This is a genomic window from Emticicia sp. 21SJ11W-3 (assembly GCF_024138715.1).
GTDB classification, from domain to species: domain Bacteria; phylum Bacteroidota; class Bacteroidia; order Cytophagales; family Spirosomataceae; genus Emticicia; species Emticicia fluvialis.
This window is the reverse complement of the sequence record NZ_CP092074.1, coordinates 3,173,270-3,197,452: the sequence shown is the minus strand read 5'-3', so window position 1 is coordinate 3,197,452 and position 24,183 is coordinate 3,173,270. Positions and strand designations below refer to the sequence as shown.

The following is a 24,183-nucleotide window of genomic DNA, read 5'->3' as shown; positions in this document are numbered from 1 at the left end:
CTCAATTGTGTTTCTGAACTATGAAAAACAAGCTATTATTTGCGTGTCTGGTTTTTATGTTTGCTTTGGGGTGCCTGGCTTGCGGCCAGACTGCGCATGATGAAACCGGCAGCACCGCGGGCAGCTATGGGGCGTCGGCGCAAAAGTTTATAATTGATACCAAAGCAAGTTTTGTAACCTGGCGCGGCTCCTTGCTGCTAGACACCGGCGAAGACCACGCCGGGTATGTGTATCCGTCGGGTGGAGAAATGATAACAGATAATGGCAAACTGGTGGGTGGCAAAGTGGTAATAGACATGAAATCAATGGTCTATAAAGACAAGCAGCATAAAAACAGCCCCGTGTTTCACTTAAAATCGGCCGATTATTTTGATGTCGAGAAATTCCCCACCGCTGCATTTGTTATTACGGGCGTAACGCCTGCAGCCGGAAAAACGCTGGAAGTAAAAGGTAAACTGACCATTAAGGGTGTTACGCGCACGGTTAGTTTTCCGGCAAAAATGACATTAGCCGACGGAGTTTTAAAGGCAGATGGCAAACTGGTGATTGACCGCACCGAATGGGGCATCAGGTATAATTCAGGCAGGTTTTATGATATAGCCGCCGACCAGGTTGTATCTGATAACATTGAGTTAATGATGACTGTTGTGGCCAGAAAATAAGCATCTTCAGGTACTTTAACAGGGCTTATTGCAACCAACACGGCAATAAGCCCTGCTAATTTTATAATCTATCGGCTGGTACCTGCCAATTCATCTAATATCGCCCGGTGAGGCATGACATTTACAGTGCCCTTAGTAGGAATCATGTTTTTCCAGACCCAGTTATAATGCTCAATTACCTGCACTGCTTTTAAGTGGGGCCTTTCGCCCGTAGTGTGGCCATCTTCAACCACTGTTATCTTATAATCGCGTGTTAATGCCGATTGCACCGTTGATTCTATGCAGAAGTCTGTAGCGCAGCCCGAAATTATCAGCTCATCAACCAAACATTGATCCAGTTGCGATTGAAGTTCAGACCTGTAAAAAACATCATTTGCGTATTTGTCAATCAGAATATCACCGGCTTCCACTTTTAAGTCGTCCAACAATTCCCACTCTGTTGTATGGGGTACAAAGTTGCCGGAGTGGGTTCCATCGTGCTGAATAAAAAATACAGGCAAACCATAGGTACGAAAAGCCTCAGCCATTAAATTTATTCTTTGAACCACCCCATCGGTGTCGTGCCGCGGAGTTAATGCAGTAAACGAACCTTTCTGCATATCAATCACTAGTAAGGCTTTTCTGTTTTTCATCGTTTTTTAATTACAAAGATAAAATATAGATAGTTTTTGGAAAAATACCAACAAAAAAGCCCCTAAATTAAGGGGCTTTTTGCTACAAGCGTATGAAAGATTCATGTAGAATCTAACGTCTTCAGGGGTATTTACATACCCGCAATATCTTTTGTTCATGGCTAAATAAAACACTGATAACTGATGAAAAATAATTTCATCTTTTTTGTTTTTATGGATTGACGTTCGTGACAGTTTTTGGCTGGTGCGGATAAGTCAATAACTTTTTCATTTATATTTGTCGCAGCCGATGGTACTATGGCTTGGGTAAAGCCGGAAAAGAATAAGTGTCATTTCTACAAATATAATAGAAACAACCTTAAAAAAATATTAAATATTACTTAATTATTGCCAGCTAAGGTAATTTATAAAACCTTTTGCCGGAAAAATGAGTGATAAACCCGCTAATATTTGTGATGAACTGGGTTTGTCATTTGTTTTTGGTAACAAATCATGATTTTTTTTCTTTTGTTGAAACTCCAAAAAAAATGTTGCACGCAGGCATAAAATTAAAAAAAATAGACTGGGTAAGAGAACTGCTGTTTTTCTGGGGTTTCTTTATATTGATGTCTATCAGCCGCTGGAACTTCCTTTCGTCGGTTGAAGAAATCACCATTGGTTTTCTGCATTTTCTGATGCTCTATGCCATGGCTGTTTTTTACCGCATATTTGTTTTTCCTTTTTTTAAAAGCGGGCAGTTTAACCGGTTTCTGGTGGTGTCGATGGTGGTGTTGCTGGCTGGCAGCGCGGTATTGTATCTGGCCGACTACCTCTGGTTTTTTCGGGAGTTTCATCAAAACCAGAATCCGGTAAAAATGGGGCTGCTTTATCTGGCTACTACCTCTGGCAGTATCATTACCATGGAGGCCGTTTTTTTGCTTGAGTATTTTTACCGCCAGCAAATCAGAAGCAGTAATCAGCTGCTGCAACTGAGCGAAGCCCAGACCAAACTACTGCAGGCGCAGCTTAATCCGCATTTTTTGTTCAATACGCTTAACAATCTGTACGGTATCAGCATAAAAGAGCCTGCCCGGATGCCCGATATGATCATGCAGTTGTCGCAACTGATGCGGTATCAGGTAGAGTCGGCCTCAAAGAAACAGGTAAAACTAAGCGACGAGCTTGCGTACCTCACCAGCTATATACATCTTGAAAAAGAGCGCATCGGCCAACGCTGCACGCTTAATTATGTTTACCCTACACATACCGGCACACCGCATTATATAGTGCCTTTGCTGCTGCTGCCGCTGATAGAAAACGCCTTTAAACATAGCAGCGGCGCCATTAAGAATTGCTTTGTGAGCATTACTATTACCCTTGCCGGGCAGGTGCTGGTGCTTGATATCCTCAATTCTATACCGGCGCGCAGGCCCCGGCTGGTTTCTACCGGGGTGGGCATACCCAATACCCTGAAACGCCTTGAAGCCTTTTATACCGGGCGGTTCAGGCTTGATATGCACGAAACCGAATGCCAGTACCATACTTTGCTTCGCCTTCAACTAACCCCCGACCTACATGACTGACCCGGTATTGCCCAAAACACTGAAATGTATAATTGTTGACGACGAACGCGGCGCGCATCTGGTATTGCAGCATTATGTGGCACAGGTAGACAGGCTTGAGCTGGCCGGTAGTTGCGAAAACGCCATTGAGGCCATTAACCTGATGCACCAGGCACCCGTAGACCTGGTTTTTCTGGATATTAACATGCCCCAAATGAGCGGGCTTGAAATGCTGAACACCCTGAAACAAAAGCCGCTGGTTATTTTTACGACGGCTTATTCTGACTACGCCCTTGAAAGCTATTGCTACGATGTGGTTGATTATTTGCTGAAGCCTATTCAGCTTGCGCGCTTTCTGAAAGCCGTAGACAAGGCCTTTTATTTGTTTGGCCTGCCCGACAGAGCCACTCAGGCCTTACCCGCGGTTGTGCCTGATGCCTCTATAATGATAAGGGTAGACGGCGACTGGATGCGGATTGAAACCAACGACATTAAGTATGCCCAAAGCTGGGGTAATTATGTAAAGATTTTTACCGATACCCAAATTTACCTGACAGCCCTTACCTTAACCGAGCTGGACCAGCGCTTGCCAGCCGGGCAGTTTGTGCGGGTGCATAAGTCTTACCTGGTGGCGGTGAGGCGCATTACGCGCATCAGCGGTAATGCCTTGTTTATTCATGACGTTTCGTTGCCCATCGGGCTTACCTACCGCCGCGAGCTGATAGAACATTTTAAATAAAGGGTAGGCCAGGCCTAAAAAAAGGCAGCAAGGCAAAAGCATTAGCAGAAAGAATGAAAACTTAAAAATTGTTCGGAATTGAAATTTTTAAGGCTGATTATTGTTATATTTGTATATGACTTCCCCCATCAATAGCGCTATGAAAGTTGTAGCCCCTTATACCAGAGCAGACTTGGATAAAATAGGTAACTCTATGATTTATATGGCGCAGCGCATACAGCCACTCTCAAGAACAAAGCTGCTTAAATTGCTTTATCTGCTTGAGGAGTCGTCGGTGAAAAAATACGGAATGCCATTTCTTAATTTAAGTTTTCAGGTCTGGAAGTTCGGCCCCGTTGCCAAAGATATTTTCATTGATTTATCGTCAGGCTCTGAGCCTACGCTATTTGATAGCTACATTGACAGTACTGTTGTAAATGGCACAACTACAATAAGCGCGCGCAAGGGGTTTGTAGATGATGAGTTTTCAGACAATGAAATTGAATTGCTGGATTTTATAACTGAAAAATTTAAGAACGTAAGTGCAGAAGAACTGGTAAAACTAACCCATCGTGAGCATGGCCTTTGGCACAAGGCAGCCAAAGATAACGGTGTGCTTGAATACTTTGAAAACGATTCAATGAATAGTACAGCAATTGAAATAGATTTTTCTCAATTACTGTTAAGTGACCAACAAAAATATACGCGCTATTTAGAACAAACCGAATTTGTTGAAGTTAGCCGTTCCTTAAAATTCTGATTGCTGTGTTTCAGGAAGGTCTTATTTTATACTACAATGATTTCCGTTTTAAAAACGGAAGCGATTCCAAGAGCAAATATTTTATTGTTCTGAAACGAATCGATTCGATGCTTATTCTGGCTACTTTACCTTCCAGTAAAGATTTTGTGCCGTCTGTCTGGCAAGATTATGACCATCATACTTGTATTGAGTTGGCAGAGTTTAACTTCAATTGCTTTTTTATAAAGCCGCAATCTGCTGTAACTACTACTGGCTGGGGCTTCCCCTTACCAACATTTTTGTATGGCAGCCAGATTGATGCGTATGACGAAGCCATTCTGTATGACATTTATCCGGTTGAAGGTATTGATTATGACATTATCGGGCAGTTAAAGCCTGAGTTGCTAGGCCTTATAAAAGATTGTTTTCGCTCTTCTGCCAGTGTTAAGCGTAAGTTCAGAAGAATACTTTAATTGCTTCCATTGCAGCAAATGCAAGGCCAGGCCTAAAAAAAGGCCGTTTAAAAGGTAAGTTGGTGCAAATTGCCCGGTGGGGCTGAAAGGTGTGGAAGGATTTACCGAAGTGATACTCTGCTGGATTGACACTGAAATTGGTTGGGACAACGCAATGCAATCCGGAATTTTTTAATTTGAATACACCGAAACTGCGGTAAAAACCTGCGGCTTCATTTAAGTTGCAGCCTGTCTATGATTGTTTTTAGGTAGGTGTTTTCTTGCCTTAGCTGTTCAATGATTTGTTCATATAGCCGTTTTTCAGAATCTGCCAGCCCGGGGTTAGCACCTGGTATTTCATTCTCTGCGGCGCCCTGTCTGTTTTTAACATTAAACACCATGTTTTCGTTAAAATTCAGGATGTCTTCCAGTTGAATATCCAGTATTTCCGCAATTTTTCTGAGTTTCTGAAACGATACCTCCGACTCATCTCTTTCTATTTTACCATACCCTGTGGCAGTCATGTTCAGTGCCTTAGCTACATATTCTTGCGTGTAATTCCTTAACTCACGCAATTTCCTTAGCCTGTTTCCTATCAACATACTTTAAGTTTTAATATAGTTCGTCATTCTAAGGCTATCTTGCTTTACAGGCAGGTAAAAAAATCTGCCGTAAAATACTAGCACATAGTTACTCGATGTTTCAGCAATCCGTCTACTGGCTTGCCGGTAAAAAAATCAGAATAGCTTCATGTTATAAAGGATAGCACCAGACAACCCATACAAATTACCTGCCAGTTTGATTTCTGTTCTGGGTAAAACTGTAATGAATCAGCAAAATTAAAATACAGGAAAAATTCAAAAAGGCACAGAGGTAAAGAGAATTTTCAAGCCCCATCAGGTTTAGCCTTAATACCTGCGAAAAAAACAGGCTGGTTACGGAACCTGTTATGAACCACAGATACAATGTTTTTGGGGTAGACGCATCGGCATCTTCAAAAATTCTGGACAGCAAAGCAACAGAGGTACTCATTAATAAAGGCAGCAGTGCTAACGAAATGATATAAAGCAGGCTGGCCTCAAACAAACGGAGCAATGGTAAAAGGATGGCAGACACCGCACCACTACACATAATATTTTTGCTAAACACAGCAAAAGTAATAAAGAAAATTTCAAAAATGGTAATCATCAGCAATAAAGAGTGGTTTCCGATGCTAAAAAGCACCCGTTTAGCCATCAGATAACCCAGTGGGCAACTAAGCAAAAATGCCACCAGCGACATCTGAAAATTGTAGGTTCTAAAGCCATGATGTGCAAACAGGTATTGTGAGCACACAGCCTGATAATGGAAACTTGTAAAACCCGAGCAAAATGATATAAACAGTAATGACAGAGATTTTCCGTGATTGACTTTTTTAGCCGAGTTCATATTTTATAGTGTTATGTAGAAATTGGGTTTTGCAAGGCCAGGCCAAAAGCGTTTAATGACGCCTCTGACAACAAAGCACCCAGCCGTGAAAAATTATTTTAAAAAAGGTTTAGTACGCTCTCAAAATTAGTAGTAACATCTTAAAGGACAAGGCTCATTTGCGCACTTGCAGGAACAATAATGAACTTTTAAGAATATTTTTTTCCGCAATGGTGTTGCATTTGCACGCATAGGTGAACGTAGCATATATACGAACACAGCTACGTAAAATGCAAGCCTGAAAAAGGTTGTTTACAAGGGCTTGTAAACATGAAACCCTTTACCGGCAAAGGGGCTGGTAAAGGGTTTCTGAAACACGGGTGGCTGGTTATTACCAGATTCTTTTTTCTCTCAGCGTGATAGGTTCGCTTGATTGTTTTTCCGGAATATCGTACAGGAACAGGAACTGGTTGTCGCCCACTTCGTCGGCAATGGTTTCCCAAGAGTCTCTCAGGTACGCGCCAATTTTTTCGGTGCCGTAGTGGTTCAACCCACCGATAATAAACACCGAGATGTCGTCTCCGAGGGTTAGTTTGGCAATAATACCATAGTCGGCACAATCGTCGTTCACCCATTTTTCTTCATACTCAACCCATTTATCAGCAAACTTGGCGTAGAAAATGTTTCTTTCGCTTTCGTCTTTGTATTCAATTTTCTTAGGTCTGGTAGATTTCCGCACCAGCTCAAACGGCAACGAGTTGTCGGAGTTGATGATGTACTCAGCTACAGTTGGCGGGTTCTGGTCGCTGCCAAAAATACCGATGGCTACGTATACACCCGGTTTTCTGGTTTTTATTAATTCTTTTACGTTTTTGTATTTTTCGCCTACGCCAATATACACCGGCAGGGGTATAATACCCAGGGTTTCGTAGAAGGCCTCTCTGATAGCCACCGCCGTTTTAATATCGGTTTTGGGCACACCGGGGTAGAAATCGTCGTTGTCGGTATCAATAAATTTGTATTTAAGTATAGTGGCAATGTTGTTTCTGTTAATGGTGTTGGCATTAAACAGGTTGCTGAACTTGGCACGTCTTTCTTTAATGGCGCGGGCGTCGTTGTCGCGAGACTCCTGGCTTTTGCTGTACGCATTAAAGATATTTACCAGATTAGCCAGGGTTTTAGGGTCGGTGGTTTCGTAGCTGAAAATACCGCCGTTTTTGCCCAGGGCATCTATATTGGTAAGGGTTATTAAGGCTTTAGACGGTGTTGTGCCTGTGATAGACTTGGTGAGCACAAACTGAAACGGTATGCTGTCAAACTCATGTATGTTTTCGCGCAGGTAGCCCCAGTCAACCAGTTTGTCTATCTGGCTCAGGTTATTGGCATATAAAAACTCTTTCAGTTCTTCACGTTTTTCTTCAATGGTTTCGCCAAAGCCCAGGTTAATACCCTTGGCAAATGCATAATATACGTTGCCGTCTTCCACGTTCAGGCTTACACTTCCGGTGCTGAGCGCCTCTTCGCCAAACTGGTCGTAGTAAATAATATCGGCTCTTTCCAATCCTTTTTCAAGGTATTTTTCGTACTGGCTAAACTCAATGTCGTCTTTTTTGGTGTTCAGAATAGCCATGTGTATGGAGTCTGACTTCTGGCGGTAGCGTGTTACCAGTTTCTCAATCAGGTCGTTTATTTCAGTATTTTGCTTGTCTATTTTTCTGTAATACTTGTGGTAGTCAAGCTGGCTTAATTTGCTGATATCGGTATTACCCTGTGCAAACGAGTTCAGCACTACTTCCATATTATGGCTGGTCATGTAGTTGAGGTCGGCCGAGTAGCTCATGATATACAACTCGCTTTCTTCTTCGTTTTCAAGGCTCAACGCCAGAATGCTTTTCAGCGAGTCTAGTCTTTCTCTGAGCGTATATTTAGGCTGTACAGCCGTAAAGTTCTTTACTATTGCGTTTGTTTTTTCGAGCAGATTATGGCTCTTGTCGTAAATGGTAGCAAAACTTGCTTCTTTTTCTTTGCGGTTTTCGCCGTCAACCATCAGCGCAATAATAATACCGAAAAGAATACCTAAAAACCCGATGATGATACCGGCCAGGTCCATGTGCAGCAGTAACTCATATAAGGCGCCCGGCACAAATTGCTGCACATTACCGCCTGTGGTAGTAATGGTAGAACTGTCAATAAACAACTGTTTGAAGAATATAAACATGATTTTTAGCACAAACGCCGAGAAAAACAGATACAGCAGCGTATAGGTAATAATCATGATTCCTTTGAAATCCTTGTTCTCGTCTGATGAGTATTTATCAAGCAGTTTGTTGAAATTGGCATTGCTGATTCTTTTAATGGGCCACGAAAGCACCCTCAGCATGGCGTTTTTCTTAGTGAAAAATAGCAGTAAATAGAGCAGGAATAGGATAAAGAAAACGGAAAAATAGAGAAATGATGCGGAAATGGTGATTTCGCGGAAAATAGGTTGCATAAAGACTAATTGTTTGGTTAAATAAGTTTCAGTTTGATCGCTTTTTGTTTTGTATGTTGAAAAAACTCACGAAACACAGGTTTGCTTTTGCCCGGCTTATAATAACACGGGCGGGTACTTGTTATTAAATATCAAACTGAGGGTTGCCTTTTGCGCCTGAAAAAAAAGCCATAGTGCAAAGCGTCAAATCCATAGGAGTTTCAATAGTTAAAAAACACGTAACGGGGTGCAAATATCGCTTTACACGGCGCCCGGGCAGTATTGGGGAGCCTGCCAGCGGGTAGATAATAGATTAGTACGGCCTAAGGCCTGGTAGTCAGCGGGTTTGGTTCTTAAAGGTTGAATACCGGTGGCCCAAAAGGCCTTTTTCTTTTTTAAGTCTTATACTGCTTCGTTTGTTTCAACCCACAAAAGTAATTATTAAAGCGCAAAAATATTAACGATAAATAAAGTATTTCTATCAACAACAGGCTTCTAATAGTGTATAGAGATGCATTAAAGGCCGATTATCAATCTTTTATGGCTGGTGGTAAGGCTGGCTGGCACATTAAAAAAAACAGATTCCCGCAGTGTGGCTGGCACTTATGGCTGGTCATTAACGGTGGGCTGTTTTGTTGTGTTGTAAAGTGGCAGACTGTTAAAAATGCCTATTCAAAGTTAAAGTGTGGTATTTGAAAAAGCAAGTCATATTTCTACTATTTTTAGAATTTATTGTAAGCATTTTAGAATATCCGATTAAAATTGAGCCAGTTTGAGTGGTTTTTTTGATTATACGGTGCTATTGCAGTAAAAATTGCAGATTTAGCTATATCAATACAAGGCAGCATGGGCATAACGCCTTGCGCGGCAGAGACAAAAGCTGTGTGAAAACCCCGGCCACAGGCCGTACCAAAAAGCGAGCCGGGACCTTCACCCGGCTCTGGTTTTACGCTACAAAATTACAGCAAACGGGCGGGGAACGGAACGGGGTTCTGCATCCTACCCATGCAGAATGCCGCCGTCCCAGAACCAGTTGCCCTGTGCTGTCTGATACCATACCGGGTTATTATTGATGGCCTCGCCTTTTTCTGTTCTGGCTGTGTAAGCCAGCACTGTACGTGCGGCTACGGTTTCTACCACCGCGGCTCTTCTGTTGGGCTGGGTGCGTATGTTTAGCCGCACTGAAGTGGTAAGCTGCCCGGTTTCAGTAGGGGTGGTGTCGGCCTCTGGCTGGGTTTCTCCGGTGCATTCGCGGTATTCTTCCACTACGTCTTTCAGCAGTTGCTCGTAGGTGCGCCTGCTGTGAGCAAGGCCCGTGAGGGGGTCTGTCTTACGGCCGGGGTCCAGAAAAAAGTGTCCCACAATATCTTTGGCCGGGTCTAGCTGAAACTCATAACATAACTTTGCCAGCACCCACACAAACTTGTTGTAGGCTTTGTCGGCATCTATTTTGTCGCCGTAGCAATATTCTACGCCAATGGCGGCATCGTTGGCGTTTACGCCAAACAGTTCGTTGTCTTTGGGGCGGTCATATAGCACATGCCAGGCTTTTTCGGGCGGGGCTGTCAGAGCGGGAATACATTCCAGTATCTGGCGGTCGTCAACAAAAATATGGGCCGAGGCCGTTTTTTTAGGCGGTACCGTTTGGGCGGTGTTAGTATAATAGCTGATGTTGCCAGCCGCGGTAGAGTCCGGGTTGCCGGTGTCATGTGCCACCAGGAACCTGACCTTGGCTATGGCCAGACCCGACCGCCTGCGCGACGGCTTGGGCAGGTAGCTGGCGCCAATGCTGAATTTTTCTGTAAATGCCATTTGGTTATTGGTTTAGCCTACGGGTTGTTCTTCCAGATTGGGTTGCGTACCGGCCGCACCGGCGCTTGCGGCCGTGCCTTTGTTTTCGGTAACTTTCAACGCTACATAAGTGGCCGAACTCACACCCAGCAGAATCAGGTTATTGGGCTCAATGTCAGGTATTATCAGGTTGATGTTGTTTTGTGGCGGCGTGGTGAGGTTGTTGACCACCTTCAGAATAAACCAGATACCAAAGGCCAGGTTAAAAACCACTGTCTGGAAGCGGTGGATGCTAACGCCTGTCTGGTCTGACAGGATATCTACCACAAAGTTGGTTCCGTTTGTATCCTGATGCCGCTGGATGTTCGGGTCGCTTTCATCGGCTGCGTCTATAACCCGTGCCGATGCAATGGTGGCCGCACTGATGCCCAGCAGAATAACCGTCGACTCCCAGAGTTCGGGGGCATTGTTGTGGGTAATCATAATAGATGTGAAGGCCGACATGATGATAACCGTCCACCAGGCCAGTTGCACCCGCGACCAGCTGTACGGCTGCTTCTCGGCCGTGCTCTGGTCTTTCAGCATACAATATTTGTGATTGCAGTAGGCTACGCAGAACGTAAGCACCGCGAAAATGAGCCAATACCAAAGAACAGGTTTCATATTTATGAATGTTTAGTTTTTTGCCCAGATGGGTGATGTATAGATGCGGTCGCCGTCTTGCTGCACAATTTCAACATAGTAATAAAAGGCATTGCCCGGTGCCAGTGTTACGGTTTTGCTCAGGGTGTCGGTGGTGCTTCTGGCAAGCACGGTGGGCATTTGCCCTGTACCCGGCTTGCCATACAGCACCTTTATGCTTTTAATGGTATCGGTTGTGTCGGGGTCTGTTACGGTTACCGTCAGTTGCAGTGTCCGCTTGTTTTTACTGTAGCTACCCAGCGGCATGCCATTCAGGGTGAAATCAACCTTTGCGTTCCAGTCTTCAGTAGCATAAAACCGATTGGCCTTGTAGGCGGCAATGATGCTGTCGCGGTGCAGGGTTTGAGCCAGCACGGCTGTTCTTGTGGCCGACATCCGCCCGAAGGTGGTATTGTGGTTGTCGTGGTCTATGGTGGGGCCTACAATATAGCCTTTTGACAGCAGCGTTTTATAGTAGCTGTAAAACCGGGGCGAGGGCTTGTCTGAATAATCTGTTTTTTTTGAAAACGCCGGGCCGCTGCTGATGGCCACGCCACAAATGGCCTGGTCGGCCGTCAGGTTATAGCCTTGCGCGGCCAGGTCTGAAAAATGAGTGGGCTCCGGGTGTGCCAGCGTGGCAAAAACATGGGGGTTGGCGGCCAGGATTCGGAACAGTGAGGCGTAGTCTGACTTGGCCGAGTAAATGTCATAATTGTTGCGCTCCCAGCCAATGAGCTTGTCTGAGCCATAAATAACAATATGCCCGCCTTTGCTGATAACGCCGTACTCCATGCCATAGAGGCACACAAAGCGGCCGTTTTCGTTCAGTGCGTCGGCATCGGCCAGGCCTTTGGCGTAGCTGGCAAGCTGCATACCTGCCTGGCTGTGGTTATGCTCTGAGATACCGAGGAAATCGAGATGGGCAGATTCCCGCGCAAAGCGGAACGCATCTGCCGGGGTCTTCACACCGGTTTCGGCGCCGTCTTTACAGCCGTCTGAATAAGACGTATGCGCATGAATATTGCCATAATATACGTTGTAGCGTTGCGCCAAAAGTGGTTGCCAGCCCAGCACAAGGCCGCACAGATACAAAAGTGTCAGTCGGGTAATCATGGTTTTGCAGGTTAGTTTAAGGCAATGGGTAAAGAGCGAGAGCAACACAGCGCACAGCTACAACCAGTGGTTTACTCTGGCTTTAGGCTGCACAAAATGATAAAGAATCTGGCGGTAAAGCAAGATGAATTTATTTAATGGCAACTGATTTTTAAACGCCCCGGAACGTCGTAAAAACGGTTATGTTTTTTTGCTGATTACAGATAAAAACAGCAGGTTATAGCTGATGGGGTTTGGGCTGCAACTGCGTAATTTTACGTATCTTTACTACCGTTCAAGTGCCTGAGAATTATATGTATATACATGATTTGCTACCTTTTGATAAGTTATTGTTTTTTTTGCGCCTCGCTACTTTCTGAATCTTTAATTTTGCATCAATTAACCCGGTGAAACACACCAACCAATTCTAGTGACTTTTTAAATTTACACTACCTTATGAGACGTAGTCTTTTTTTATTTCTGCTGCTGGGACCCCCGGTATTAGGGGGATATTTAATGGGTTTTTTGAATATTGGATTCTCTAAACCTGTTATCCTTGGATTCTTAATCTACATAACCGTAGTTATTTTATTGCGGATTTTGTACAAGAAAAGTTCGTATGTTCAGAAGCTTTTTATGTCTAAAGAAAAGCTTGAAAGATTGAAAGCCGGCATTGATGACCAGTACTACGATTACCGCTAGGTAATTGCCGCCTGCAGTTCATTTTTTGCCGTGTCACAAAAAGCCGCCTGTATGTGCGGCTTTTTGCGTTTATCAGCAGGCGCTCTAAGGATTGTCTGTTTGTGCTTCGTCTGTTTGGTCTGTTTTCTCTTCTTCTTCTTCTTCTTCTTCTTTTGTGTCGGTGTCCGGCTCAGCTTCTTCGGCATCTTTGGCAGCGGCAGCATCACAAACGGGTATATATTGTGTTAGGCTGGTCTGGCTGCTGCCCACTACCAGGGTGGCTGTAAACTGGTATATCAGGCCATCTTTGGGGGCATCAAAATCTACATCTAATGGGGTTGCCGTAACAGAGGGTACAGGTTTTACCTGTTTTGCGCTATTGCCTCTTACCAGCGTAATGGTGCCGGGCTGGCCGCTATTGTCGGTGTCGGCCACGGTTACAATTACCTTGCATTGAGCCGTTGAAAAGTTTATGTCTATGGTAAGTGCCATTGTTTTAGAATTTTGAATTGGCCTGCGCCGTTTGGAATGCTTTGAGGATGTCGCCGAAATAGTTGATATTGATAGATAAACCCATTGTGCTGTATTTATCTTTACTGTTTAACGCTACCCCATAGGTAAACTTAAACAGTTGGTTAAACCTGAGCGTGCCACCTGCATAAATAATGGGCGTTAGTTTTACGTCTTTGTTACCCATTATACCCACGCCCAGCGTTGGCTGTATCAGGTAAGCGATGGCCCTGTGGAAACGCTGGAAACTTTTGGCAGGCGCGGCTGTAACGTAATCTTTCAGCGATACATCGGGCGGTATTCGGGCAAACAAATAGGGGCTTATGGTAAAAAACATACCAAAGTTTCTTTTAACGGAGTCTGGCCTTGAGTTGCCGAGAAACGTCATGGCCGGGGTAATGTCAAAAGAGGCGTAGTACATGATTTCGCTTACAATAACCGACACATCCAGCGTTTGAGCGGCCGTAATCTCTTTGGCTACCAGGTTTTTAAGCCCCTCGCTGAAAATCTTATCTGTTTCAGTATCCATCACTTTCTTAAGCGAATCAGCCTTGGGGGCAAACCCAGGGTGGGCCAGCCTTAATGAGGTATTCAGCAAATTGAGGTAATCTGACGTGGCCGACAGCGGCGTAAATATTTCTACAAAGTTATCTTTCAGTTTTTTATCGCCCACGTAGTAAATATTCAGGTCGTTCGGTAGCGTTTCCTGAAACGCCTTCAGCACAGTGGCTTTAAACTCGTCGGGCGTTAAGCCGACGTTGTTGCTTTTGTAAATGGCGCTCAGCGACCCGGCGGCTTTAGGGAGGCCTTCGGCTATCTGATTTCTGATAAGGTCTTTCTGTGCATCATCCTGTGTTTTTTCAACGTATATCTCCAGCCCTACGGTTTCGCGGGGTAGAAACGGGCCAATCAATGCCCTGTAGCCGGTGGTGGTAGGGGCGGCTTTTACCTCAGTGGCCTGTGCCTGAGATGAGGCATACACCAGCATCGAAATTTTTTCGGGGTTTTGCAGGGGCTTTTTCAGTTCTCCCTCAAGTAGTATCTTCTGATTGGGCAGCATCTGGCTGTTTTCTTCTTTGCCGTTTTTATCAACCGTTTGTCCGTACTGATTCAGCCGGATACGGTTCTTTTGGGCATACAACAGACTACCGGAAAGTAGAAAAATGAGGAGGAGAATTTTTTTCATGAGTACAGCTTTTAAGAGGGTAAGTACAAAGAAAATATTAATTAAAATTAAAGATTGAAACCACGAAGTAACACAAAGTTGAAAATATGGAGTTTCACGGAGGATTTTTCTCTAAACTTCGTGAAACGCTGTGCTAAACTCAGAGCCACTCCGTGGTAAAATATTGGTAGTTAATTTTTTATAAGTACATAATGTAAATGCACCACTAATATATAGCTGCTGCGTATAGGCTTTATAGTTATTTTATTTACAGGCAAATTATTCTATTTATCGGTTGATTTGGGTAGGTGCCTTGTGCTGTTTTTGGGTAAAAAATTATTAAGCGGTAGTAAATGCGTAAAAATACGGTACCGTAAAATAAGTAAGTGTTCCTGTCAATAAAACTAATTGAAATTGCATTTACATTGCACATGGTTTTTTTAACAACCTAAATCGATAGTCAAGAAAATGAAAAAATTACTGCTATTTACCTGCCTGTTATTGGCCGTTATGGCCATGAGCTGCACCAACAAAGGTGAGGATGGAAAAGATTCTACCATTGCCGGGCCAGATACCAAGAAGTATATCCGGAAAAACGCGTATTCGCCTGATGCCGCCAAAGACCTTGAAGCCCTGGATAAAGCCCTGGCCATTATGAGAAAAGCCGACTGCTCAGACCCCACCAGCTGGTATTACCAGGGGGCTATTCACTGGATACCCGATACCATTACGGGCCAGAACAAGTTGTGTAGCAGTTATCAGAATGTATTGCAGCTCAAAGCAGGCTGGGACAACTGTACGCACCTGGGCCAGGGTGAGCTGATACATTTTCTGGTTTGGCACCGCATGTACATTTACTATTTTGAAAAAATTGTGCGCAAATTGTCTGGCTATCAGGATTTCGCCCTGCCTTACTGGGGCTATACCGATACCACCAACATTACCCAAAACCGCACCATGCCGCCTATATGGCGTAATACCAGCAACAGCCTTTACACCGTTGAGCGGCTGGACAGCCTCAATAACGGCGACCCGATATCGGGTAAAACCGTACGCCGCCTTGACCTGACCAAGCTGAACCAATACCGTACCTATGCACTTTACAACGAAAATATGAACACGGCACCGCACGGAGCCATGCACAATTACATAGGCTTTGGTAACGACACCACCGGTAAATCGCAGTATTCGGTTATTTATCAGAATACCGCTTACGGTATGATGGCTGACGTTTCAACGGCCGCTTTTGACCCGATTTTCTGGGCGCATCACTCTAATATTGACCGCCTGTGGCAGCAATGGACTAACTCGCCCAACGGGCAGGATGTTATGCTTGAAGAACTGAAAAAAGTAGCCTGGCCTTATGTTTTCTTTAATGAAAACGGCGAAAAAATTACTTATACCATTGAAGAGGTGGTGAAGATTATCTATAACCTGGATTACGACTATGATGATGCCATTGTGAAACCTAAAAATGCACCTAAAGAGAATTTGAAAATGCTGGCGGCCTCTGTAAGCAAGGAAGATACCCTTGGTAATACCAGCAAGCCCGTAAAGCTGGTTAACCCAATGACCAAACTGATTATACAGCGTGACCCTAAACAAAGTCTGAACTGGATGCAAAAGAACGTAAAACCCAAGGATGTGCTGGTGATGTCGGTGAAGGTATCATTTACCAAGGCGCCGAAGTCTGACTATGAGATTTACCTGAACCTGCCGCCTAAAGAGACACCTACGCCGGGTAATAAATATTATGTGGGTTCTATGACGTTCTTCGGGGCAGACCACAAGCACTCTAAAAGCGCGGCGCATGGCCATAAGGCAGGTAACAAGATATACAAAACCTTTAATTATGAAATCACCAATGAATCTGCTCATACAAAAGCGCTTGATAAGAAGACTTTTGATTTGTCGATTCTTAAATTTAACGGCTCAAAGGCTGAAGATATTCAGGTTGAGAGCGTTTCGGTGGTGAAACAATAAGAGGGCGAGCCTAAGTTTACAGACACAGCCACGGCATAAAAGGGCTGTGTCTGTAATATACCCGGCAATTTATGGCCGGTTTATGCGGTATCTGCCATGTATTTGCATTGGGCAGAAATTTAAATTTGTGTTTCTATGTCGTCAGACTGCTGTTACTTTAAAAAATGCTGCTGCTGTGGCGCAACACACTTTCAACAACCGCCTATTACCCGTTTGAAATCAGGTAGCTGATTTATTTCCTGATACTGCCATTGTTTCAGTAGTTCGCCCTGTAAACCAAAAACGGGGTCGGTTTCAGGAAGCGGCACACGGCTGATGTTTTCAATCGCCTGTGCGCGTTCGTCGTCATTGCCAATGAGCAGATCCCAATCCATACCCTTAGGGTAGCCGCCTACCACTGTATAATTCAGGTGCTCAGACACCGCCGAATGGCCGGTGCCGGCCGGTAGAATAACCACGTCGCCGGCTTCCAGAGCCAACGACAAGCCATTGCGGCCACCTATGCGCAGGGTCAGGGAGCCATCGCCTATGCCGAGTACCTCATGCGTAATGCTATGGAAATGATCATAGCCATAAACGGTGTCGCGCCAGTTGTTGGTCCAGCCGTTGGTTTTAAAGGTGTCTTCCAGCCATTCGGTTTTGTTGGTGGCCTGCGTTACCTGGCGATACACAATAACGGGCAGCTCGCTGTTAGGCATGGTGCCGTCGTCAAGGAAATAATATTTTTCAAACAGATAGTTCATTTTGCTGTATTTTGTTACAGGGCAATCAATAAAATAATCGTGCCAGTTGCTGCTAAAATGAAAAAATATCAGGTACACAGGCAACAAAAAAACTCTGCCTGTGGCTCTTATTAACAAAGAGCAACAAACAGAGTTTTGATGGCCGGCTTTGAAAACCAGTTTCAGGCCAGACTAAAGTTTATATCAACCCTGACCTTGGTCATGGCATTTTTGGAAACCTGCAGTAAGGATGCTTTGCAAGGTTGACATTTGAGAGTTATAATTAACGGTGATGTTCGCTAAGTCTGCATCTCTTGCGGCTGCTGCGTTGGCAATGCTGGCTGTAACTAAAGTAGCACAGGCGTTCAATTCTGCTGTTTGCAGATTAGAAAGTGCATTCAGGTTAGTTACATAAGCTGAATAATAAAGTAATACCAACAAATTGTAATTACTTTCACCCAAAATTGCTTTGGCTGAAAGCAATGCTGCAAGACCCGCGTTAAGTTCTGTAGCGGCACCAGTTTTTAAGGTGGCATATTTGCCAGGTATTGCCGAAGAACAAGAAGCTCCTGAGGCGTTGGCAGCTGTAACAGCAGTAGTGTAAGTATTAGTTACAGAGGCAACCTGTGTAGCTCTGGCTGCATCAATTTCAGCTTTTTTAGTGTTATAAGCTGCCTGTGCTGCATCAGTACAAGGGCTGGTGATAGCTGCTACCGAGTAGTTAGGGAAAGTGATTAAAGGCTGGTTTTTGTCGAATGTTGACTCTTTAACCGCACCAGTAACGACTTTTCCATCTACCGTAGGAAGCGTAACTTTTGGCAAGTACGCTGCAAAAGCAGGGTTTGAGGCAATTGCATTTACTTTAATGCTCAAATCTGCAGGCAAAGCGCCCGTGGTTTGAAGATTGCTTATTACCGCTGGCGTAAAAGCAGCTACTAATTCGGCAGCCTCAGTGGCAGAAACAATTTTCTGCATGTTTGTGGTTGCTGAAACAATTGCTGGTGCTGAAGGACCCGCTGCAGCTGCTGTAGCAACGCCAGAAACTGCCGTTGATGTTTGAATTGAAGCGGCAGTTGTGGTAGCGGCTTTAGGCGTAGTTGGCGTAACGTCCGGCAACTTTACGCCCTTGAAGTCTTCCTCAAACTTCGGAATCTCCGGTTCTGATGGTGTTGGCTTACAGTTATACAAGCCGACAGCTAGTGTCAGAATCAGGCTCAGGCTTAAGAATTTGAAATGGTTTCTTGGTTTCATTTTTTTTTACTTTGGATGCGTAATAATTTAACTATATCTGAATTGGTTTTTTGCAAATTTAAATTTTCTAGTTTGTTTGGATTTGAGTGGGGAGGACGGCATACGCACAAGTTTTTCAATCAGAGGGTTTTTACCCTCCCGCCTTTACCCGTTATATTTCTTAATAGAGCAACCCGGCCTTTAATTTTTTCGGTATGCAATACATTCTAAAACGCCCGGTGAAAGCTGAAAACCCGTTCAAGCAAAAGACATACCAATGATAAAACGAGGTTCAGAAAGAATGCAGTAAATATTAGAATCCTGACATTATGAAATCTTCTATCTGATTTCAGGCACTAAAATATTGTAAAAAAAACTAATTATCAAGCGGTAACAGATTTATTTATGTAAAAAAACGCAAAAAATAACACAACTAACCATAATGCCCGGTTGTTGATTGCTAACGTTATATTTTTCCTTATTTCAGTCCAATAATTTATTAAGCGGTACCTTTACAGATGGGTGGTGGCGTCTGTTTTGTCGATACTTTTTGCCGGTTTGTCTTTCAGGGTTTTGCCTGAAGACCACCTGAGGCAGGCTTAAAAAATTATCAGGCGGATACATTTGGTGAGATTAAAATTTTTTACCCGAAACGAAAAAAAAATTATATGTTTCAACAGGTATCAATGGCATGAAATCTGCATCTAAAGTAAATAACTAATTAATAACTGCTTGCCGGATTTAAACTGCTCCGGCCTTTTGACTTTTTAAAACGTAAAAATCTATGCGACGCCGTCACTACTTCTTTTTATTGCTTGCTCCTCTTGTGGCAGGGGTTTACATGGTAGGCTATTTTAACATCCCTGTTTCGAAACGCCTGTTTATCGGGCTGGCGGCTTACATGGTGTTTGTAACTATTTTAAGGATTCTTTTCAGACGAAGTTCCCCTGTCAGGAAGTTCTTCGGCTCAAAAGAAGATACGAGCTTATTTAAATAAGCAGTTCTGAAACCGGCGCCCTTATGGCCGGTGTATATGCGATTTACGAGACTGAGACTCGCTGTGGCCTTTTTACAAACGCCCACAGAAGGTTTTGCGGGCGTAGCTTTGCCCAAAAATGCTTCTGTTTACAGGTTAAGCGCATGGTGGTACTGGTATTAGCCAAAGCAGAACAGACCCTGATGGGCCTTGCAGATGGGTTTATTGCCTAAAACCACGCGTATGTATGGCCTGGGTTAGATTCTGACGTATTATAGGGGCTATTGCAGGTTGGTGCCGTCTGACGGGTGCAGGCGCCTGAAAACCAGGCTGGCCAGTATGCTGATAAGGCCCATCACTACAAACGTGTAGCGGAAAGCGTTATGGGCGTTGTTGTGGGTAAGGGTGGTGTTAAACTGAAAATATTTCAGTACCACCAACCCGGTTGAAATACCAAAACCAATGGCCAGCTGCTGATTAACCGCCAATAGCGAGTTGCCACTGCTGGTGTGATGCTGGCGGAGGTCGGCAAGGGCTATGCTGTTCATAGAAGTAAACTGGATGGAGTTGAAGAACCCCAGAGAAAAAATAATGGGTACAAACCAGTAAAGGTTGGTATGTATGCCCGGTATAGCCAGGGCGCATATCAGCAGGCCTATAATGGTGGTGTTTACTACCAGCGTGTTGCGGTAGCCGAACCGGGACAGGATATTGATAACGCGCGACTTGGCAAAAATGGCCATAAGCGCCATAGGCGCCAGCATCCAGCCTGACACAATGGCCGACTGCCCGTAAATGGTCTGTATCATGAGCGGAAGCAACAGTGGTACCGCGCTGATACCCAGCCGCGTGGCAAAATTACCCAGTATGCCTACTCTGAATGTGCGTACCATAAACAGGTTGAGCGGAAAGAGCGGATTGGCCGACCGCCGGGCATAGGCAAAGTACAGCACAAACAGCAGTATGCCTATAATAAAGATAGTAAGCACCAGGGTAAGATTCTGGATGTCGCCCAGGAGTTCTATCGACAGCGAGAGCAGGAGCGAAGCCAGCGAGAAATAGAGGAAGCCGCGTAAATCGAACTTTGGCGATTCGGAGCGGTAGTCGGGCATATAATTAAGCGCCAGCACTATGCCCAGCACACCAATGGGTATATTAATGAGGAATATCCAGTGCCATGAAAGGTACACCGACACATACCCACCCACCAGCGGGCCCATTACCGGGCCTATCAGCGCAGACACAATGGCAAAGTTCATGGCCTGCACCATTTCTTTGCTGTTAAAAGTCTTGATAAGCGCCAGCTTGCCCACAGGCGTAAGCAAACTTCCACCCGCCCCCTGAATAATACGCGCAATAATAAGGTGCATAAGCGTTTGCGACAAGGCACAAAGCAAAGACCCCACACTGAAAACCACCAGCGCCAGCAGAAATATTTTTCTGGTACCGAACCTGTCGGCCAGAAAACCGCTCACGGGCATCAGCACGGCAAGCGTGAGTACATAGCTTACAATGGCATAATGCATATTGATGGCCGACTGATGCAGGTCTTGTGCAATGGCCGGCAGGGCAGTGTTGAGAACGGTGGAGTCTAGCATTTGCATAAAAATAGCAATGGCCAGGGTAATGGGTAATCTTTCTTTAATAAGGCTCTGGTTTGCCATCATGCAGTGGTTTGGATGGCGGTATCAAAAATATAAGTATTTGCGGCGGCTCACAAATATTATTATAACTCGTAGTGCATTTAAGATGAATACACAAATAGACCTCAAATTAGCACTAATCAAAGATTGTTGAATTTAATCAGTTAACCTTCCATTCAAACGGAATCCCATAGGGATGGGATATCAGTAGACGTAGATTTGGCTTATAGCTGCGTATCCCGTCAGGGATAATATATTTATTGTTGAGTAGTTAATATATCGTCCCGATGGGACTTTATACGTGTATCAGCCATATTTTCTACCGATATATCATCCCTACGGGATACCCAATCTTTCAAAAAACGCAGAATCAATCTAAAAGCAATCCAAAGCAAGTGCAGATTCATTGCTGCATCAAATGACTTGAAGATGTTGAACTGAATGGTTCAATCAAACCCTTTAGAATATTTATTGGCAGCTTATATTCTCCGATTCCAGATGCACTACGGGTTATTATAACCAAAAGAGTATGCCATGGGTAGGGGGGTGGGGTTTGTCTTCGGCAGGGGTTTAATTTTTCTCAAACAAATAAACCTTACCGTTGGCAGGGTTGATGAATTTCTGTCCGGTAAAGCCTCTGGAAGTAAGTTTTTTTTGCAGCAGCATCATGATGAAGCCGTGGCTTACTATTAAGATTTCTTTTTCGGTATTTTGTTCGACGTTATCAAGAAAAGCGTCCAGTTTTTTTTCTACTTCGGCAGTAATAACGTTGGCAGAAAGGGTTTTTCTTTTGATGAGTAAAGCCCAGATAAGTATGGGTAGACGCAGTTTTTTATTCAGCAGGTTAATTACATTTATTTCTCGTAGTTCGTCTTGAAACGTAATATCGCCGGTATAAATATGGCTGGCGGTTTGGCAGGCACGGCTCATAGAACTGGCATAGCAAAGTTTCCAATCGATGCCGCCCATGTCAACCGGATTAATGATGAGGTCGGCCTTGTCATATCCTTCAAACCATTCTACCAGGGCGCCATGCCCAATTAGAAAACCGCCGGGGAGTTTATGCTTAACTTTAAAATGGCGTACGAGTCCTAATTTCAATGTTGAAAGTTTTTAACCTTGCAAAGATAGTGCTTTCAGTGCATTATGGTACAGACAGGAGTTCAGAAAACAGCCGACCTGCCGACTGACTGGATAATCAGCCGGGCAGGAGGTGGGGTTCAGAATTCTGGACCATAAGGCAAGGTAAATTAAATCTGAAACAGATGCTTATTGATAAACCCACCCATTAAAAATACACAAGCATCAGCCTTAGATGTGCGGCTAATGTTTATTTTTGTGCCATGCACAAGCAACTGATTGACATAATTACTGCACAGGTGGGGCTTACAGACACCGACAGACAATTGTGCCTGCAATACTTTGAACCCGTGCCGTATGCCAGAAATACCGTTCTGGAAGAACAGGGCAAAATACCGGGGCATCTGTATTTTGTGGTGTCGGGCTTTGTGCGTTTGTATCATTATAATGATAAGGGCGACGAAGTAACCACGCACATCAACTGTCCGCCCGGATTTATTACTTCTTATGCCCATTTTATTAATCAGACTATTGCCAGCGATACCCTGGAATGTATAACAGCCTGCGAGCTGCTGCGCATAACCAAAAAAGGGCTGGACCACCTCATTGACCAGAGCCGGGCTTTCCGGGATTTCAGCATTCAGGTGTTTCAGCAGTCGCTGGCCTATAACGAAAACCGCGCCAGAGACCTGGCCACCCTCAGCGCCGAGCAGCGGTATCTGAAGCTGATGGCCGGGCAGCCAGAGGTTATCCGCCATGTGCCGGTGCAGTATATTGCCTCTTTTCTGGGTATGAACCCCAAAAGCCTCAGCCGTATCCGGAAGCAGATCATTAGGTAACATTTGTGAAGTGGTTTTACCTGGGCCGGGCATAATTTTGCTCCATCATTTAAAATCAATATTCATGAAAAATAAAAATCTGGTGCTGGTGTCTGGCGCTAACGGGCATCTGGGCAATAATCTGGTAAGGTTACTATTAAAAGAAGGATACGCGGTTCGGGCTACGGTGCGCAACCTAAACAACCGCGAGAGCTTTAAGGGGCTGGCCTGCGAGGTAGTGCAGGCCGATATTACCGACAAGGCATCGTTCATAGCCGCCTTGCAGGGGGTAGATACCTTCTATGCCGTAGGTGCCGCCTTTAAACTATGGGCCAAAGACCCTAAAAAAGAAATTTATGACGTAAACATGGCCGGTACGCGCAACACCATTGAGGCGGCCGCCGTGGCCGGGGTAAAAAAGATAGTATATGTGAGCTCGATAGCCGCGCTGGATTACCGCCGGCTGCCTACCCGGGAGAGCAACGGCTACAACCCGGACCGGCGCGATATGTACTATAACTCAAAGAATGATGGTGAAAAACTGGCTTTTGAACTGGCCAAAAACCTGGGTGTGCCGCTGGTGGCCGTTATGCCCGGCGCCATGATTGGCAGCGAGGCTTTTCTGCCCCTGAATGTGTCTTACGGCATACTGAGGCTGATACTGAACCGGCAGATACCGGTAGACACGGGCATTACCCTGAACTGGGTAGATGTAAAAGATGTGGCCGAAGGCTGCCTGCTGGCTGCGCTACATGGCAAACCCGGCGAACGATACATACTGGCTAACGAAAAAAGCATGACCATTACTGATACCACCCGGCTGGCGCAGAGGCTGTATCCTGAACTGAAAATCAAGATTCCGGGGGCGGTTCCGAAAATAGGGTTGTTTGCCATTGCCGGACTGATGGAGCTGTCGGCCAGACTGAGTGGTAAACCGCCTGTACTGACACGGAAAGACATTGCGATGTTTTCTGGACTGCAACAGGATTTTGATATATCGAAGTCGAGAAACGAACTGGGCTTTAATCCTAAGAGTCCTGAGCAGGCCGTAACCGAAGCGCTGGCGTATCTGATGGTGCACCGCAATTTGCTGTAAGCAACCTATACCTTTACTGTTGGGCGTTGCTGCTGAGCCAGAGGCGCCCTCAGGCGGGTTTCTCAAACAAATAAACCTTGCCGTTGGCAGGGTT

Annotated in this window: 23 protein-coding genes; 10 read left to right on the top strand and 13 right to left on the bottom strand. The window is 44.8% G+C overall.

From position 1 onward, the window contains the following. Positions 1-20 precede the first annotated feature (20 nt). Complete coding sequence (locus MB380_RS13530; protein WP_253523964.1) at positions 21-662, top strand: YceI family protein; 642 nt, start codon at positions 21-23, stop codon at positions 660-662. A 68-nt stretch (positions 663-730) separates the two neighbouring features. Here the strand turns inward: MB380_RS13530 and MB380_RS13525 are convergent, their stop codons facing one another. Next, the gene (locus MB380_RS13525; protein WP_253523961.1) at positions 731-1,294 is read right to left on the bottom strand and encodes an isochorismatase family protein; all 564 of its coding nucleotides are present in this window, start codon (positions 1,292-1,294) and stop codon (positions 731-733) included. A gap of 527 nt (positions 1,295-1,821) precedes the next feature. Between MB380_RS13525 and MB380_RS13520 the strand changes: the two genes are divergently transcribed. The 4 genes from MB380_RS13520 (at position 1,822) to MB380_RS13505 (ending at position 4,765) form a co-directional block, all read left to right on the top strand. Further along, positions 1,822-2,856 carry a sensor histidine kinase gene (locus tag MB380_RS13520; RefSeq protein WP_253523958.1) on the top strand — a complete coding sequence of 345 codons (1,035 nt, stop codon included), beginning with the start codon at positions 1,822-1,824 and terminating at the stop codon, positions 2,854-2,856. Further along, complete coding sequence (locus tag MB380_RS13515; protein WP_253523941.1) at positions 2,849-3,574, top strand: LytTR family DNA-binding domain-containing protein; 726 nt, start codon at positions 2,849-2,851, stop codon at positions 3,572-3,574. Before MB380_RS13520 ends, MB380_RS13515 begins: the two co-directional genes overlap by 8 nt. 139 nt (positions 3,575-3,713) lie before the next feature. After that, positions 3,714-4,313, top strand: coding sequence for a Panacea domain-containing protein (locus MB380_RS13510; protein WP_253523934.1), 600 nt, complete (start codon positions 3,714-3,716; stop codon positions 4,311-4,313). A 5-nt stretch (positions 4,314-4,318) separates the two neighbouring features. Then, entirely contained in the window at positions 4,319-4,765 is a 447-nt protein-coding gene (locus tag MB380_RS13505; protein WP_253523931.1) for a hypothetical protein, read from the top strand. A 212-nt stretch (positions 4,766-4,977) separates the two neighbouring features. On the opposite strand, the gene MB380_RS13500 is transcribed toward MB380_RS13505, so the two are convergent. The 6 genes from MB380_RS13500 to MB380_RS13475 form a co-directional block, all read right to left on the bottom strand. Next, complete coding sequence (locus MB380_RS13500) at positions 4,978-5,346, bottom strand: helix-turn-helix domain-containing protein (RefSeq protein ID WP_253523919.1); 369 nt, start codon at positions 5,344-5,346, stop codon at positions 4,978-4,980. Between the two features lie 184 nt (positions 5,347-5,530). Continuing rightward, a complete protein-coding gene (locus tag MB380_RS13495) occupies positions 5,531-6,172 on the bottom strand; it encodes a hypothetical protein (RefSeq protein WP_253523916.1) in 642 nt (213 codons plus the stop codon). 370 nt (positions 6,173-6,542) lie between these two features. Then, positions 6,543-8,642 carry a hypothetical protein gene (locus MB380_RS13490; RefSeq protein WP_253523913.1) on the bottom strand — a complete coding sequence of 700 codons (2,100 nt, stop codon included), beginning with the start codon at positions 8,640-8,642 and terminating at the stop codon, positions 6,543-6,545. A 978-nt stretch (positions 8,643-9,620) separates the two neighbouring features. Beyond that, entirely contained in the window at positions 9,621-10,433 is an 813-nt protein-coding gene (locus MB380_RS13485; RefSeq protein ID WP_253523910.1) for an N-acetylmuramoyl-L-alanine amidase family protein, read from the bottom strand. Positions 10,434-10,445: 12 nt separating this feature from the next. Further along, positions 10,446-11,075: a hypothetical protein gene (locus tag MB380_RS13480; RefSeq protein WP_253523907.1), complete on the bottom strand. Its 630-nt coding sequence runs from the start codon at positions 11,073-11,075 to the stop codon at positions 10,446-10,448. A gap of 12 nt (positions 11,076-11,087) precedes the next feature. Further along, on the bottom strand, positions 11,088-12,206 hold the full coding sequence (locus MB380_RS13475; RefSeq protein WP_253523903.1) for a hypothetical protein: 1,119 nt from the start codon (positions 12,204-12,206) through the stop codon (positions 11,088-11,090). A gap of 435 nt (positions 12,207-12,641) precedes the next feature. Between MB380_RS13475 and MB380_RS13470 the strand changes: the two genes are divergently transcribed. Next, complete coding sequence (locus MB380_RS13470; RefSeq protein WP_253523872.1) at positions 12,642-12,887, top strand: hypothetical protein; 246 nt, start codon at positions 12,642-12,644, stop codon at positions 12,885-12,887. 84 nt (positions 12,888-12,971) lie between these two features. Here the strand turns inward: MB380_RS13470 and MB380_RS13465 are convergent, their stop codons facing one another. Both MB380_RS13465 and MB380_RS13460 read right to left on the bottom strand, forming a co-directional pair. Continuing rightward, the gene (locus MB380_RS13465; RefSeq protein ID WP_253523870.1) at positions 12,972-13,358 is read right to left on the bottom strand and encodes a hypothetical protein; all 387 of its coding nucleotides are present in this window, start codon (positions 13,356-13,358) and stop codon (positions 12,972-12,974) included. 4 nt (positions 13,359-13,362) lie between these two features. Then, positions 13,363-14,562: a hypothetical protein gene (locus tag MB380_RS13460; RefSeq protein ID WP_253523867.1), complete on the bottom strand. Its 1,200-nt coding sequence runs from the start codon at positions 14,560-14,562 to the stop codon at positions 13,363-13,365. A 447-nt stretch (positions 14,563-15,009) separates the two neighbouring features. On the opposite strand from MB380_RS13460, the gene MB380_RS13455 reads away from it, so the two are divergent. Beyond that, positions 15,010-16,524: a tyrosinase family protein gene (locus MB380_RS13455; RefSeq protein WP_253523853.1), complete on the top strand. Its 1,515-nt coding sequence runs from the start codon at positions 15,010-15,012 to the stop codon at positions 16,522-16,524. 191 nt (positions 16,525-16,715) lie between these two features. On the opposite strand, the gene MB380_RS13450 is transcribed toward MB380_RS13455, so the two are convergent. Beyond that, on the bottom strand, positions 16,716-17,267 hold the full coding sequence (locus MB380_RS13450; protein ID WP_253523845.1) for a cupin: 552 nt from the start codon (positions 17,265-17,267) through the stop codon (positions 16,716-16,718). 183 nt (positions 17,268-17,450) lie between these two features. After that, positions 17,451-18,497: a hypothetical protein gene (locus MB380_RS13445; RefSeq protein ID WP_253523842.1), complete on the bottom strand. Its 1,047-nt coding sequence runs from the start codon at positions 18,495-18,497 to the stop codon at positions 17,451-17,453. 763 nt (positions 18,498-19,260) lie between these two features. Between MB380_RS13445 and MB380_RS13440 the strand changes: the two genes are divergently transcribed. Beyond that, on the top strand, positions 19,261-19,473 hold the full coding sequence (locus MB380_RS13440; RefSeq protein ID WP_253523839.1) for a hypothetical protein: 213 nt from the start codon (positions 19,261-19,263) through the stop codon (positions 19,471-19,473). Positions 19,474-19,733: 260 nt separating this feature from the next. Here the strand turns inward: MB380_RS13440 and MB380_RS13435 are convergent, their stop codons facing one another. Both MB380_RS13435 and MB380_RS13430 read right to left on the bottom strand, forming a co-directional pair. Beyond that, complete coding sequence (locus MB380_RS13435) at positions 19,734-21,119, bottom strand: DHA2 family efflux MFS transporter permease subunit (protein ID WP_253523836.1); 1,386 nt, start codon at positions 21,117-21,119, stop codon at positions 19,734-19,736. 546 nt (positions 21,120-21,665) lie between these two features. Beyond that, on the bottom strand, positions 21,666-22,196 hold the full coding sequence (locus MB380_RS13430) for a histidine phosphatase family protein (RefSeq protein WP_253523818.1): 531 nt from the start codon (positions 22,194-22,196) through the stop codon (positions 21,666-21,668). A 242-nt stretch (positions 22,197-22,438) separates the two neighbouring features. Between MB380_RS13430 and MB380_RS13425 the strand changes: the two genes are divergently transcribed. Then, the gene (locus MB380_RS13425; protein WP_253523815.1) at positions 22,439-23,014 is read left to right on the top strand and encodes a Crp/Fnr family transcriptional regulator; all 576 of its coding nucleotides are present in this window, start codon (positions 22,439-22,441) and stop codon (positions 23,012-23,014) included. 64 nt (positions 23,015-23,078) lie between these two features. Continuing rightward, the gene (locus MB380_RS13420; RefSeq protein ID WP_253523800.1) at positions 23,079-24,089 is read left to right on the top strand and encodes an NAD-dependent epimerase/dehydratase family protein; all 1,011 of its coding nucleotides are present in this window, start codon (positions 23,079-23,081) and stop codon (positions 24,087-24,089) included. Positions 24,090-24,183: the final 94 nt, after the last annotated feature.

Coding starts and splice junctions, on each gene's coding strand:
- MB380_RS13470 (WP_253523872.1), top strand. CDS start 12,642: ATGAGACGTAGTCTTTTTTTATTTCTGCTGCTGGGACCCCCGGTATTA.
- MB380_RS13420 (WP_253523800.1), top strand. CDS start 23,079: ATGAAAAATAAAAATCTGGTGCTGGTGTCTGGCGCTAACGGGCATCTG.
- MB380_RS13510 (WP_253523934.1), top strand. CDS start 3,714: ATGAAAGTTGTAGCCCCTTATACCAGAGCAGACTTGGATAAAATAGGT.
- MB380_RS13445 (WP_253523842.1), bottom strand. CDS start 18,497: ATGAAACCAAGAAACCATTTCAAATTCTTAAGCCTGAGCCTGATTCTG.
- MB380_RS13475 (WP_253523903.1), bottom strand. CDS start 12,206: ATGATTACCCGACTGACACTTTTGTATCTGTGCGGCCTTGTGCTGGGC.
- MB380_RS13490 (WP_253523913.1), bottom strand. CDS start 8,642: ATGCAACCTATTTTCCGCGAAATCACCATTTCCGCATCATTTCTCTAT.
- MB380_RS13425 (WP_253523815.1), top strand. CDS start 22,439: ATGCACAAGCAACTGATTGACATAATTACTGCACAGGTGGGGCTTACA.
- MB380_RS13500 (WP_253523919.1), bottom strand. CDS start 5,346: ATGTTGATAGGAAACAGGCTAAGGAAATTGCGTGAGTTAAGGAATTAC.
- MB380_RS13435 (WP_253523836.1), bottom strand. CDS start 21,119: ATGATGGCAAACCAGAGCCTTATTAAAGAAAGATTACCCATTACCCTG.
- MB380_RS13450 (WP_253523845.1), bottom strand. CDS start 17,267: ATGAACTATCTGTTTGAAAAATATTATTTCCTTGACGACGGCACCATG.
- MB380_RS13515 (WP_253523941.1), top strand. CDS start 2,849: ATGACTGACCCGGTATTGCCCAAAACACTGAAATGTATAATTGTTGAC.
- MB380_RS13485 (WP_253523910.1), bottom strand. CDS start 10,433: ATGGCATTTACAGAAAAATTCAGCATTGGCGCCAGCTACCTGCCCAAG.
- MB380_RS13440 (WP_253523839.1), top strand. CDS start 19,261: ATGCGACGCCGTCACTACTTCTTTTTATTGCTTGCTCCTCTTGTGGCA.
- MB380_RS13460 (WP_253523867.1), bottom strand. CDS start 14,562: ATGAAAAAAATTCTCCTCCTCATTTTTCTACTTTCCGGTAGTCTGTTG.
- MB380_RS13455 (WP_253523853.1), top strand. CDS start 15,010: ATGAAAAAATTACTGCTATTTACCTGCCTGTTATTGGCCGTTATGGCC.
- MB380_RS13480 (WP_253523907.1), bottom strand. CDS start 11,075: ATGAAACCTGTTCTTTGGTATTGGCTCATTTTCGCGGTGCTTACGTTC.
- MB380_RS13495 (WP_253523916.1), bottom strand. CDS start 6,172: ATGAACTCGGCTAAAAAAGTCAATCACGGAAAATCTCTGTCATTACTG.
- MB380_RS13520 (WP_253523958.1), top strand. CDS start 1,822: ATGTTGCACGCAGGCATAAAATTAAAAAAAATAGACTGGGTAAGAGAA.
- MB380_RS13530 (WP_253523964.1), top strand. CDS start 21: ATGAAAAACAAGCTATTATTTGCGTGTCTGGTTTTTATGTTTGCTTTG.
- MB380_RS13465 (WP_253523870.1), bottom strand. CDS start 13,358: ATGGCACTTACCATAGACATAAACTTTTCAACGGCTCAATGCAAGGTA.
- MB380_RS13525 (WP_253523961.1), bottom strand. CDS start 1,294: ATGAAAAACAGAAAAGCCTTACTAGTGATTGATATGCAGAAAGGTTCG.